Genomic DNA, 12,268 nt, shown 5'->3' on the forward strand with positions numbered 1-12,268 from the left:
AGATTTCAGCAAAATGAATTAGAGTCCAAAGCTATGTGCTAATAGATTGATAGCTAGAAGCAATTAAAGCACTGTAGATTATAACTGAATGGTCTAATTTAATGCAAAAGGTGCATGAAATTTGAAAGTAGGAATGTAAACCCTGAATTTTTCCGTAGAGCTAAAGTTTACCATATTGTAATGGCCTTTCATTGCGCCAATAGGAGAGGTTAAAAGGCAGCCTGAAGTATAGGTGTGGGATTCTCCTGGTTTAATGACCGGTTTTTTGCCGATCACACCTTCACCATCTAATACCTCTAGTTCATTAAGGGCATCATAGATTTTCCAATGCCGAGAGGTAAGCTGAACAGAATCTTTACTTTGGTTTTCTATGGTAATCGTATAGCCAAAAGCAAAGTGCATCTTGTAGTTTTTGAAAAATGTACCTTCAAAACTAGTATTCACGGAAATTTTAATGCCTTTGGTTACTTGTGTGATCATATGCATTCCTTCTAAAAGGTAATAAGGTTACCGGTAAAAAGTAGTACCGTTGATAATAAAGCCAATATAAAAAAAATAGCGTTTAGAAAGAGATATTTAACAATTGTTTTAAATATACTCTGACCATAGAAATTTCGCATAGCCGCAAAGAGATATGTCGAAAAAATCATGAAAAAGATCCAACTGCTCTCAAACTTGAAAATTGAATCAATCAAATAGCTAATAATGAGCAAGATAAATAATAATGCTGTGTTGTGAAAACTAAAGATCAAATGATCGGTATAACTGTATTTTTTCCTGATATAAATCAACCAAATGAACACTGTAAAGACCGGTAAAAAGAAAAATACGACGAACGGTAATTTGGATATTAATGTACTTAAAAAGCTTCCGGGCGACTTTCTGAACTTTGAAAATCCATTTACACCATTAAATATGAGTTTGTTTTCAAAAGTTTCTGGAATCTGGTATTTGTCTACTATGTCCTCATAGCTATATATGGTGTCATGCTCTAAAATAGTACTAAAGAAAGCCTGTTTTTGATTATTACGGTCTCCAAAGGGGCCTTGGTCAATTTTTTTAAAATATGCGATGGGGTCAAAAAGTATAAGTGAATCACGTTCCCGTTCAAGTTTTACATAGCCATTGTAATTTACTACGTTTTTAAGTGAGTCTAGTTGTTCTGAGAGTTCTGCGGTATCATCAGCATTTTGCTCCATACTCCATTCATAGGCCAATTTGCCTATTTCCGAAAAATCTTGAGTTCCATACTTGTCGTACTTAGAGAAATTGCCGCTAAAATTAATGATCAAGAAAAAGATTATAGCAAGACTCAATAAAAAACGAAAAGGGTTGGTGTAGGAGACCCGTTTTCCGTCTATGTAACTTTTTGTGATTTTTCCCGGTCTTATTAATAAGCTAGAAAGTGTACGGAACAACCTTGAATCGTAGGAAATTAAGGTTCCAAAAAATTCATCCAAGTAATCTTTGATAGTAATTTTCTTAATACTGTTCGCTTGTGAGCAATTTGGACAGTATTTGTCGCTTAAGTCTAAAGGGTGCCCACAGTTAAGGCATTCTGTGCCTCGGTAGTCTAGTTTATATCTTCCTTTTTCAGGAACAACAGGTTTGTCGGTCATTTATCCAATAGAATTAAGGATAAATATAATCTAATTACTGATATTTCTAGAATTTGCGGAGCCCACACCAATAATGCTATCGTACAAGTCTCCAAAGTTTCTGTAGTATACCAGAATTAGGTAGCTGTTCTCGGTAAAGTGAAAGTTACCATCAATAGTATTGATTTCTATGGTGCCATCTTCACGTTTTATAACGTATTTGTAGTTGTAGAAACCTTGCTTTAGTTTTATTTCGGCTTCCATCATACCGTTATTCTCATTGTAGGTCATTTTGTTTTCTTCGGATAGGGCGTAGTTATTGAACTTGCCAAAGACGTATACTTCGTCTAATCCCAATAACTCATCGTAGGGTAGGGAAAAATGGACTTTAGTATATTCGGCTTCTCTAGAATTATCCTCTCCTTGTAAGGTGCGGATAACAAAATCACCGTTTATATCGGGAAAATAGGAATATGGTCTATCTGCTCTATAGGTATTGGAAAACAGGTAATGGTTGTAGAGTTCGTTAACTTCTATCCTTGAAATTTGCGAAGTAGGAGCTCTAAGGTCGCTAGTGTCAAAATTTAAAAATTCGTTACCACCATAAAAACTAGTTTCTTGATCGTATTTGTATACCAGTTCCGTGCCAATAGTATATTGTGGTGCTATATTGTAAAGGGCCGTTTCCCACTGGTAATTTTGTAGAATGGCTATTTTGACCTCTTTTTTTGGGTTTACAAGTTGAAAGTTTCCGGCATTGATGCTCAGTTGAACCACCTGCTTTTCGTTTATAAAATTAAAATCACGGGAACGTTTAATGGTTCCCCCTACGGTTACGATATCCTTATATACAACAAAACGTCTCGAAAATTGAAGTTCATAGCGGTCATTGTAGATTTCTAACATGAAATTACCACTTACTTTTAACCGCACATTTTCGTTGGGTATCGTTAATTTGTAATTAGAGTAGGATTGTAGGGTAGAGTAGCTGTTTTCATAATCTGTGATGCGTTGGTTGTCTACACCGTTTAAATATTGCGACTTTAAAAGTTGCGAAGGTTGCCAGTCATAATCACAATGGACTATCTTATAATAGTAATCGCTCTCGGAAGCTGTGATGTCGTCAAATTCTAGTTTTATGGTTTCACCAAGCTCTACTACAGGGAATTGATCTTCGGTAGGTCCTCCAAAAATTACGGTTTTTATTTTCTCTGGTGGGTTAACTTCTACTTGGACCTGGGCCCACAATGAAGATGTTAAAATGAAGAAAAATACCTGTGTAAGATTCAAACGCATTACCTGCTATTTTTTGCGGTAAAGGTAAGCAAAAAGCGTACCCAAAAAATTTAGATCGGTGTGTTGCCCAAATTTCTAGGCATTTATTATGAAAACAATCCTTTTAGTATTATTTTTGCTCGAAATTTTGTTAACCTAAGGTCTAGAACAATATGTCTAAAGACATCAGGATTAAAAAGGGCTTGAACATAAAACTTGTTGGAGCTGCAGAGCAAACCACCTCAAAAGCCGTTTTAAGTAACGTTTATGCTATAAACTTAAACGATTTTCACGGAGTCACACCTAAAATGTTGGTAAAACAGGGTGCTGAGATCAAAGCGGGAGAACCACTTTTTTTCAATAAGAACAAGGAAAGCATGCTTTTCGTTTCACCGGTAAGTGGTGAGCTTGTTGAGATTGTAAGAGGAGCGCGAAGACGCATACTTTCACTTAAAATTTTGGCGGATAAAGAGCAGACAGGTGTTGCGCATGATTTGTTAAACGTAGAAAGTGCTTCAAAAGAAGAGGTTAAAGCCTACCTTTTAAATGGTGGTTGTTGGCCTTTTATTAAGCAACGTCCGTATGATATCATCGCAGATCCGGATGCAAATCCAAAAGCGATTTTCGTTTCAGGGTATGTTACGGCTCCATTAGCGGCAGATTTGAATTATGTGCTGCAAGGAAAAGAAAAGGAATTACAAGCTGCAATTACCGCTTTGGGTAAATTAACGCCTGGTAAAGTTCACGTTTCCGTTGGAAAATCTGAAAATTCTCCATTAGCTGATTTAAACGGTGCTGAGATTCATAAGGTTTCAGGTCCGCATCCGGCCGGTTTGGTTGGTACGCAGATCAATAGGGTGGATCCTATTAATAAGGGCGAAACCGTTTGGACGGTTACACCTCAAGATTTAGTAATTATTGGTGAGTTGTTATTAACAGGTAAATTCAATGCAGAACGTATTGTTGCTTTAGCTGGTTCTTCTGTAAAAGCTCCAAAATATTACACAACTAAAATCGGAACCGAAATTTCTACCTTCTTATATGGTAGTGGTGTTGAAGGAGACAATTTTAGAGTGATAAATGGCGATGTGCTTACGGGTACAAAGTCCGCACCTGATGGTCATTTAGGGTATTACAATAATACTGTAACTGCTATTCCGGAAGGAGATGATTATGAATTCTTTGGTTGGAATAAGCCTGTTTTCAATAAAATATCAGCTACAAGAGCATTAACGTTCTCTTGGATGCAACCCAATAAAAAGTATGAACTTGATACAAATACCAATGGCGAGCATCGTGCCTTTGTGGTAACAGGTATGTACGAAAAAGTATTTCCATTGGATATATTTCCTATGCAATTGTTAAAGGCATGTATGGTGAAAGATTTGGATGAGATGGAGCAACTGGGGCTTTATGAAGTGGCGCCAGAAGATTTCTCGTTGACCGAGTTTGTTTGTGTTTCAAAACAACCGCATCAACAGATTATTAGAGAAGGATTAGATCTATTGCATAAAGAAATAGGATAAAGATGAGTGATAAAAGACTGACTTTCAAAAAAAGGCTGCACATTTTAAAGCACCATTATCGCGGTAAAAAAATGGCACCTGCATTTAATGCATTGCATACATTTTTGTTTGCTCCGGATGAGACTACCCATTCGGGTTCTCATGTTAGGGCGGCAGATGATTTAAAGCGTACCATGAATACGGTTATTATGGCCCTGATTCCGGTATTGCTTTTTTCTATGTTCAATGCGGGCTACCAACATTATTCGGCTATTAATGGCTTTCCTTCGGAATTTTCGTTAATGAACGATTTTCTTACTTGGGACAATTTCTGGATTGGAATAATAAAAGTTCTACCATTAGTAGTGGTATCATACGGAGTGGGACTTGTGGTTGAGTTCATTTTCGCGGTTATCAAAGGTCACGAAGTGGAAGAGGGCTACTTGGTTACCGGTATGTTGGTTCCATTAATCGTACCAATAGATACACCACTTTGGATGTTGGCGGTAGCCGTTGTTTTCGGTGTTGTCATCGGTAAAGAAGTATTTGGTGGTACGGGAATGAATATTCTTAACCCGGCCTTGACCATTAGGGCATTCCTTTTCTTTGCTTATCCTACTTGGATGAGTGGAGATAAAGTATGGGTGTACGAAGCTGTTGAGCGTGCTGGTGGTCCAGATGCTATTTCTGGTGAGACTATTTTAGGGTATTTAGCGCAGAATAAAGGGGCGGAGATGTCTTATTCTATTTCTGATATGTTCTTTGGATTTATTCCGGGATCAGTAGGGGAAACTTCAACATTCCTAATTCTTTTGGGAGGATTGTTCTTGATCTTTAGTAAAATAGCTAGCTGGCGTATTATGCTAAGTGCCGTTGTAGGTTCTTTGGTAATGGGCTTGATATTTAATGGAGTTGTTGATGCGGGATGGATTGGAGAAACCAGTAAATTTTACGGTTTAATGAGTTTTGATTTCTGGCAGCATCTTATTGTTGGTGGTTTAGCTTTCGGGATTGTCTATATGGCAACTGACCCTGTTACGGGCGCACAGACCAACCGTGGTAAGTGGTTCTATGGTTTCTTTATCGGTTTCCTTTCGGTAATGATTCGTGTATTTAACCCAGCGTATCCAGAAGGTGTTTTCTTGGCGATTCTTTTAATGAACGTATTTGCACCAACAATTGACCATTATGTGGTTCGTGGAAACGTAAAACGTAGAATGAAACGATTGAAAAATGCAACCATCTTGCCAAAAGATTCAGCTGGCAAGGCAAATGAACTTCACGCAGAAACCGTATAATCATGGCAATCAATACAGATAAAAATTCATACACCGTTGTTTTTGCTGCCGTTATGGTGGTGATAGTAGGGTCTATTCTTGCTTTTATGTCTTCGAGCTTAAAAGATAGAATCACCGAAAACGAACGGTTCGAAAAACAACAGAACATTCTTTACGCCATGGGTGTAAATGATAATGTTGATGAGGGAAGTGTAAATTTTGTTTCAACCGATGAGGTAGAAGGAGAGTTTAAATCATACATCAAAGAGCAATTGGTTATTGAAGGTGATAAAATCACAGAAAATGACGAAGCTTATTTGATCGATATGAAAAAGCAAATGGCTATCGCTGGTAAAGGTGAAACACCTAAGCTACCGTTGATGATAGGCGAGAAAGATGGTAAAAAGTACTACATCATTCCAATGTACGGAAAAGGACTTTGGGATGCTATTTGGGGCTTTATTGCACTAGATGACAAAATGGTGGTACAAGGTGTTTACTTTGATCACAAGGGGGAAACTCCAGGTTTGGGTGCCAACATCAAGCAACGTTATTTTATGGATGACTTTACAGGAGAAAGCATTCTTAAAGGTACCGAATATGCTGGTATCGCTGTTGCCAAAGGTAACAATGACCCTTTGAACAACACTAAGGATGATAATGAAGTAGATGCTTTAGCTGGGGCCACTATTACTGGTAACGGTGTTTCTGCTATGATTAAAGAGAGTTTAAATCTCTATAAAGACTATTTACAAACCGTTAGCGCAAAATAATATGGCACTATTGACAAAAAAAGATGCAAGTTTAATAACGGATCCGTTAGCGGATAATAACCCGATTACCATTCAGGTATTGGGTATTTGTTCCGCTTTGGCAATTACTGCAGAACTAAAAGCTTCAATTGTTATGGCCGTTGCCGTAATGTTCGTATTGGGCCTAGGTAACGTGGTAATCTCTTTAATGAGAAATGTCATTCCTTCAAAAATTAGGATTATCGTGCAATTAATTGTGGTTGCTACTTTGGTGATTGTGGTTGACCAGGTACTTAAAGCCTTTGCTTACGAGCTTAGTAAAACCTTGTCCGTATTCGTTGGCTTAATTATTACCAATTGTATAATTATGGGTCGTTTTGAAGCTTTCGCTTTGGCAAACGGACCATGGAAATCCTTTTTAGATGGGATAGGAAATTCACTGGGTTACGGCGTAATATTAATAATCGTAGGTTTTTTTAGAGAGCTTTTAGGTTCAGGAACTCTTTTAGGTTATAAAGTTTTGGGTGACCCAATTGCAAAAACCGGATTATACGCAACAGGCTATGAAAACAACGGATTTATGATTATTCCACCAGCAGCGCTTATAGTTGTGGGTATTATCATATGGGTACAGCGCTCAAGGAATCCTGCACTGGTAGAAGATAATTAATTAAGGTAAAAAGATAGAATTATGTTAGAGCATATAGAATTATTTTTTAAATCCATCTTTATAGATAACATGGTATTTGCCGTGTTCTTGGGGATGTGTTCTTACCTAGCGGTTTCCAAAAAAGTAGCTACTGCCGTAGGTTTAGGGGCAGCTGTAATCTTTGTACTTGCAGTTACCGTGCCGTTGAACTGGTTATTAGATCAGTATCTATTAAGAGATGGTGCGTTAGTATGGTTAGGTCCTGAATATGCAGATTACAACTTAAGTTTTCTTTCGTTCATTCTTTTTATAGCAACCATTGCAACAATGGTTCAGCTGGTAGAAATAGTAGTGGAAAAGTTTTCTCCATCCTTATATAACTCATTGGGTATTTTCTTGCCATTGATTGCGGTAAACTGCGCTATTTTGGGTGGTTCTCTGTTTATGCAAGCTAGAGATATTCAAACTTTGGGTCTGGCACTTAATTATGGGGTCAGCTCTGGTATCGGGTGGTTCTTGGCTATTTTGGCCATTGCCGCTATTCGTGAAAAAATTAGATATTCAAACGTACCTGCTCCATTAAGAGGCTTGGGTATTACTTTTATCATTACTGGTTTAATGGGTATCGGTTTTCAGAGTTTTGGAGGTATGTTAACTGGAGGTGGTGAAGAAGCACCTGCACCAGTTGAAGAAACAACAGCTGAGAAAGTAATAGAGAAGAAAGAAATTAAAGAAGAGATTGACAGTAAAGATGTCTCTTATAACGACGCCATAAACAAATAGATATGCTATTAGCTACAAGTACTGGAGGAACGATTTTAATCACCGTTGTCGCCTTTATGATACTATTGATGGTCTTGGTGGCCCTTTTGCTGTTCACCAAAGAAAAACTGTCTCCATCAGGACCGGTTACCATTACAATAAACGGAGAGAAGAAAATAGAAGTAGGCTCTGGAAGTTCGTTACTTTCAACCTTGGGTAACCAAAAAGTATTTTTACCGTCAGCATGTGGTGGCGGTGGTACTTGTATTCAGTGCGAATGTCATGTACTTTCTGGAGGTGGAGAGGCGCTTCCAACTGAAACACCTCATTTCTCCAAAAGAGAATTGAATGCAGGTGCTCGTTTGGCGTGTCAGGTGAAAGTAAAGCAGGATATGGATATTACCATTCCTGAAGAGGTATTCGGTATTAAGAAATGGCCAGCCAAGGTAGTGCGTAATTATAACGTAGCTTCTTTTATTAAGGAATTCGTAGTTGAAATTCCTGAAGATATGGGTTATAAAGCTGGTGGTTATATTCAAATTGAAATTCCAGAATGTGAAATTAAATATTCTGATATTGATATTACTGCCCACCCGGAAGAGCATGAAACTCCAGATAAGTTTCAAGCAGAGTGGGACAAATTTAATCTTTGGCCATTGGTGATGAAAAACCCGGAAACTGTGGAAAGGGCCTATTCTATGGCTTCTTACCCAGCAGAAGGTAGAGAGATTATGTTGAACGTTCGTATCGCTACCCCGCCATGGGATCGTGCTAAGAACGGCTGGATGGATGTTAACCCAGGTGTTGCTTCATCTTATATTTTCAATCTAAAACCCGGTGATGACGTGGTTATTTCAGGACCTTATGGTGAATTCTTTATCAACGAGTCTGAATCTGAAATGCTTTATGTAGGTGGTGGTGCAGGTATGGCACCAATGCGTTCACATTTGTATCACTTGTTCAAAACATTAGAAACAAATAGAAAAGTTACATATTGGTACGGTGGTCGTTCTAAAAGAGAGCTTTTCTATCTTGAGCACTTTAGAGAATTGGAAAGAAACTTCCCTAATTTTAAATTCTACTTGGCGCTTTCTGAGCCAATGGAAGAGGATAATTGGAAAGTTAAAGAGGATATAGATGCTCCAGGTGACGGTTTTGTAGGTTTTATCCATAACTGTGTTATTGACAACTATTTAAGCAAGCATGAGTCTCCTGAAGATATTGAGCTTTATTTCTGTGGACCTCCATTGATGAACAAAGCCGTGCAAAAAATGGGTGAAGACTTTGGTATTCCCGATGAGCACATCCGCTTTGATGATTTCGGTGGATAAGACGATTTTTAATTGTGAAGGGATTCCAATTGTATATGGCTCCCTAGCAAATCAAATACATAAAAAACCGATGTTTACGCATCGGTTTTTTTTGACCTAATTTTTAACGTTATGGGCAAACCATTATCTGAAAGGGAACTGCATAATTTGGCAATGAATATTGTTGGGCGCGAGCTTGAATCTGAAGGTTATGATTTTATGGGCGTTAACAGTGAACCTAAAAGAAATCCTCAGTTTGTATGCCTGAAGGATAAAATATTGCACTTTATTGTAGTGAGATATGTTCCGCATCCAGAAAACCCGAATATATATGATCAGGCACTTATGAAGAAGATGAAGGACCATGCAGATAAGCATGAGGCTAAAACGTACTATGCAGGTGTGGGACTTTCTAATGCTGAAAATCCAGAGTTGCCGGTATATTTAAACGAGGCTTACGTGGTGGATTATATTGGTTTAATCGAAATTAAAGATGAATAGAATTATAGTTTTTTTGGGCGCCATATGTTTAGCTGCTTGTGGAGGAAACCCTTCCGGTCTGGTTAGAAACGAAGCTTCTGGTGCTGCTCTGGGTACTTCCTACAATCTTATTTATTTATCTCCGGAGGAACTAAATCTTCAGAAGGAAGTAGATTCGGTATTTGATGCTATTAATCATTCGTTGTCTACTTATATTCCGGCGTCGGATATTTCTAAAATAAATAAAGGAGACTCTACTTTAGTGGTCGACTCCATGTTTCAAGAAGTATTTAAGCAGTCTCAAGAGGTTTATGAGGCTACTAACGGTTATTTTGACCCTACTGTGGGCACATTGGTAAATGCATGGGGTTTTGGGCCTGAAAAGCAGATACAAATGGATAGCACGCGTGTGGATAGTTTGTTAGAATATGTAGGCTTTAATAAGGTAGAACTAACGGCTGTGAATACTATTAGAAAACGAAACCCTAATATCTATTTTGATTTTAATGCTATTGCTAAAGGATATTCTATAGATAGACTGGCAAAGTTGATGGATGCTAAGGGCGTTGAAAATTACTTATTGGAAGTAGGAGGGGAGCTCGTTGCAAAAGGACAAAACCAATTGAAGCAAAAACCATGGATTGTGGGAATAGATGACCCAACGGTAGAAAATGCCAGAAAACTGAAAGCAACAATACGCTTACAGGATAAGGCATTAGCTTCATCGGGTAATTATAGGCATTTTAGAGAAGATCCTGTTACGGGTACAAAGTTTGTACATACAATTGATCCCACCACGGGTTTTACTAAGAATGCCAATACACTAGCAGCTACAGTTCTGGCCGATAATTGTGCCAAGGCAGATGCCTATGCCACTTCTTTTATGGCGATGGATTTGGAACTTGTTCTAAAATTATTAAGAACAAAGCAAGAGCTAGAGGCTTACATCATATTTATTGATGAAAAGGGAGAAATTCAAGAGTTTATGACTCCTGGCTTTGAAGCTTTGGTAACTAAGAGTTAAAGAGGTTTTTTTACAAAGGGAATGATTTCTCCTTTAGCAAGTCTGTATCGGTCTATATCTTCAGGGGATAACGTGGCTGTATAATCTACTTCATCCACGATAAAACCGATGCTTCTTAATTTATCAAAATAGTCCCATCCGTAAATGCGAACGTGGTCATATTGACCAAATATTTTGGTACGTTCTTTTTTATCGGTAATAGAATCATCTTCAAAAGTAATTTTGCGATCCAAGTCTTGTGGGATTTGCAAGATTGCCCAGCCTCCTTTTTTAAGTACCCGATATAATTCTTGCATCGCTTTAGTGTCATCCGGAATATGTTCAAGAACATGGTTACAAAAAATAACATCAAAAGAATTGTCCTCAAAAGGTAAATTGCAAATATCTGCTTTTACATCTGCCAATGGGGATAAGAGGTCCGTAGTTATGTACTCTAGATTCTTTAGTTTTCTAAATCGTTTATAAAAAGCTTGTTCTGGCGCAAAGTGGAGTACTTTTAATTTCTCGGTAAAGAAATTGGTCTCGTTCTTTAAATAAAGCCACAGCAAACGATGTCTCTCCAATGAAAGGGTAAATGGCGAGAGAATATTTTCCCGCGGACTTTCATAGCCGTATGGAAGAAAACTTTTAAATTTCTTTCCGTCAATAGGATCTTCATAGCGATTGCCCCGCATCCATAACCCCAATAGAGGCCGCACCAGATAGCTTAATCTAATGAGTAAGGGCCTTGGAACGGCATTCAGAATAAACTTAAAAATTTTAGACACGTGTTACATCAATTAGCACAGATTACCTTTGCAGACCTAGGTTTAAAGAGCCAATTTTGTCTGACGAAAATTGTCTTCTTCATCACTTTCAATGCCTAAGGCTTTGTAAATGTACTGATACGTAGACAGCAATTCAGGTTTACCATTTACAATGGCCACGTTGTGCTCAAAGTGCGCACTTGGTTGTCCATCTGCTGTCAATATAGTCCAACCGTCCTTAAGTTGTTTTATGCGCCTAGTGCCCATGTTAATCATAGGTTCAATGGCAACTACAAGTCCTTCTTTAAATTGTTTACCACGACCACGTTTACCGTAGTTGGGCATTTCTGGACCTTCATGCAATGATTTTCCTAGCCCATGTCCTACTAACTCGCGAACAACACCGTACCCGTGGTTCTCACAGTAATTCTGAATGGCAAAAGCAACATCGCCCACTCGGTTACCGGTCTTGAATTGTGAAATACCAAGATATAAAGATTCCTTGGTTACCTTCAGAAGTTTTGCAGTCTCAGGTGCAATTTCTCCAACAGGAAAGGTATAGGCATGATCACCGTAATACCCATTCTTTAAGGCACCACAATCCACCGAAATAATATCACCTTCTTTCAGTGGTTCTGCGTTTGGAATACCGTGAACTACTTGAGCGTTAGGGCTCATGTTCAAAGTATTCGGAAAGTCGTACATTCCTAAGAAACCTGGTTCAGCACCCTGTTCCCTAATAAAATCTTCAGCTAATTTATCAAGATATAGGGCGGTGACACCTGGTTTTATTTCCGATGCCAGCATGCCCAAAGTTTTTGATACCACCAAGGCGCTTTCGCGCATTAGTTCTATTTCTTCGGGTGTTTTTAATTTAATCATAGCGGCAA

The 12,268-nt window shown here is 38.2% G+C and carries 13 protein-coding genes; 8 read left to right on the forward strand and 5 right to left on the reverse strand.

What is annotated here, in order from left to right:
• Window positions 1–93 precede the first annotated feature (93 nt).
• The 3 genes from apaG to P0077_RS13240 are packed head-to-tail and all read right to left on the reverse strand — an operon-like array spanning window position 94 to window position 2,894.
• Window positions 94–480: a Co2+/Mg2+ efflux protein ApaG gene (apaG, locus tag P0077_RS13230; RefSeq protein ID WP_155597605.1), complete on the reverse strand. Its 387-nt coding sequence runs from the start codon at window positions 478–480 to the stop codon at window positions 94–96.
• Between the two features lie 11 nt (window positions 481–491).
• Window positions 492–1,619 (reverse strand): DUF3667 domain-containing protein, encoded by a 1,128-nt coding sequence (locus P0077_RS13235; RefSeq protein WP_276165701.1) that lies wholly within the window; start codon window positions 1,617–1,619, stop codon window positions 492–494.
• 30 nt (window positions 1,620–1,649) lie between these two features.
• The gene (locus P0077_RS13240) at window positions 1,650–2,894 is read right to left on the reverse strand and encodes a type IX secretion system plug protein (RefSeq protein WP_276165702.1); all 1,245 of its coding nucleotides are present in this window, start codon (window positions 2,892–2,894) and stop codon (window positions 1,650–1,652) included.
• Between the two features lie 152 nt (window positions 2,895–3,046).
• Between P0077_RS13240 and P0077_RS13245 the strand changes: the two genes are divergently transcribed.
• From P0077_RS13245 to P0077_RS13280, 8 genes are all read left to right on the forward strand, one after another.
• Entirely contained in the window at window positions 3,047–4,399 is a 1,353-nt protein-coding gene (locus tag P0077_RS13245) for a Na(+)-translocating NADH-quinone reductase subunit A (RefSeq protein WP_276165703.1), read from the forward strand.
• Window positions 4,400–4,401: 2 nt separating this feature from the next.
• Window positions 4,402–5,676: an NADH:ubiquinone reductase (Na(+)-transporting) subunit B gene (locus P0077_RS13250; RefSeq protein WP_276165704.1), complete on the forward strand. Its 1,275-nt coding sequence runs from the start codon at window positions 4,402–4,404 to the stop codon at window positions 5,674–5,676.
• A gap of 2 nt (window positions 5,677–5,678) precedes the next feature.
• Entirely contained in the window at window positions 5,679–6,428 is a 750-nt protein-coding gene (locus P0077_RS13255) for a Na(+)-translocating NADH-quinone reductase subunit C (RefSeq protein WP_194526229.1), read from the forward strand.
• Window position 6,429: 1 nt separating this feature from the next.
• Entirely contained in the window at window positions 6,430–7,077 is a 648-nt protein-coding gene (locus P0077_RS13260; protein WP_038235046.1) for an NADH:ubiquinone reductase (Na(+)-transporting) subunit D, read from the forward strand.
• A 21-nt stretch (window positions 7,078–7,098) separates the two neighbouring features.
• On the forward strand, window positions 7,099–7,839 hold the full coding sequence (nqrE, locus tag P0077_RS13265) for an NADH:ubiquinone reductase (Na(+)-transporting) subunit E (RefSeq protein ID WP_194526231.1): 741 nt from the start codon (window positions 7,099–7,101) through the stop codon (window positions 7,837–7,839).
• A gap of 2 nt (window positions 7,840–7,841) precedes the next feature.
• Window positions 7,842–9,149, forward strand: coding sequence for an NADH:ubiquinone reductase (Na(+)-transporting) subunit F (gene nqrF, locus P0077_RS13270; protein ID WP_276165705.1), 1,308 nt, complete (start codon window positions 7,842–7,844; stop codon window positions 9,147–9,149).
• Between the two features lie 111 nt (window positions 9,150–9,260).
• Window positions 9,261–9,629, forward strand: a complete 369-nt coding sequence (locus P0077_RS13275) for a DUF8840 domain-containing protein (protein ID WP_276165706.1) — start codon at window positions 9,261–9,263, stop codon at window positions 9,627–9,629.
• Window positions 9,622–10,632: an FAD:protein FMN transferase gene (locus P0077_RS13280; RefSeq protein WP_276165707.1), complete on the forward strand. Its 1,011-nt coding sequence runs from the start codon at window positions 9,622–9,624 to the stop codon at window positions 10,630–10,632. The genes P0077_RS13275 and P0077_RS13280 overlap by 8 nt, the downstream gene beginning before the upstream one ends.
• Here the strand turns inward: P0077_RS13280 and P0077_RS13285 are convergent.
• Window positions 10,629–11,399 carry a class I SAM-dependent methyltransferase gene (locus P0077_RS13285; RefSeq protein WP_276165708.1) on the reverse strand — a complete coding sequence of 257 codons (771 nt, stop codon included), beginning with the start codon at window positions 11,397–11,399 and terminating at the stop codon, window positions 10,629–10,631. The two genes, P0077_RS13280 and P0077_RS13285, sit on opposite strands and share 4 nt — an antisense overlap.
• Window positions 11,400–11,441: 42 nt before the next feature.
• On the reverse strand, window positions 11,442–12,260 hold the full coding sequence (map, locus tag P0077_RS13290; RefSeq protein WP_276165709.1) for a type I methionyl aminopeptidase: 819 nt from the start codon (window positions 12,258–12,260) through the stop codon (window positions 11,442–11,444).
• Window positions 12,261–12,268: the final 8 nt, after the last annotated feature.

Source organism: Zobellia alginiliquefaciens (assembly GCF_029323795.1).
GTDB classification, from domain to species: domain Bacteria; phylum Bacteroidota; class Bacteroidia; order Flavobacteriales; family Flavobacteriaceae; genus Zobellia; species Zobellia alginiliquefaciens.

Excerpts from the sequence above, each read along its gene's own strand:
- P0077_RS13280 (WP_276165707.1), top strand. The coding sequence starts at position 9,622 with ATGAATAGAATTATAGTTTTTTTGGGCGCCATATGTTTAGCTGCTTGT.
- map (WP_276165709.1), bottom strand. The coding sequence starts at position 12,260 with ATGATTAAATTAAAAACACCCGAAGAAATAGAACTAATGCGCGAAAGC.
- nqrE (WP_194526231.1), top strand. The coding sequence starts at position 7,099 with ATGTTAGAGCATATAGAATTATTTTTTAAATCCATCTTTATAGATAAC.
- P0077_RS13250 (WP_276165704.1), top strand. The coding sequence starts at position 4,402 with ATGAGTGATAAAAGACTGACTTTCAAAAAAAGGCTGCACATTTTAAAG.
- P0077_RS13240 (WP_276165702.1), bottom strand. The coding sequence starts at position 2,894 with ATGCGTTTGAATCTTACACAGGTATTTTTCTTCATTTTAACATCTTCA.
- P0077_RS13235 (WP_276165701.1), bottom strand. The coding sequence starts at position 1,619 with ATGACCGACAAACCTGTTGTTCCTGAAAAAGGAAGATATAAACTAGAC.
- P0077_RS13260 (WP_038235046.1), top strand. The coding sequence starts at position 6,430 with ATGGCACTATTGACAAAAAAAGATGCAAGTTTAATAACGGATCCGTTA.
- P0077_RS13255 (WP_194526229.1), top strand. The coding sequence starts at position 5,679 with ATGGCAATCAATACAGATAAAAATTCATACACCGTTGTTTTTGCTGCC.
- nqrF (WP_276165705.1), top strand. The coding sequence starts at position 7,842 with ATGCTATTAGCTACAAGTACTGGAGGAACGATTTTAATCACCGTTGTC.
- P0077_RS13245 (WP_276165703.1), top strand. The coding sequence starts at position 3,047 with ATGTCTAAAGACATCAGGATTAAAAAGGGCTTGAACATAAAACTTGTT.
- apaG (WP_155597605.1), bottom strand. The coding sequence starts at position 480 with ATGATCACACAAGTAACCAAAGGCATTAAAATTTCCGTGAATACTAGT.
- P0077_RS13275 (WP_276165706.1), top strand. The coding sequence starts at position 9,261 with ATGGGCAAACCATTATCTGAAAGGGAACTGCATAATTTGGCAATGAAT.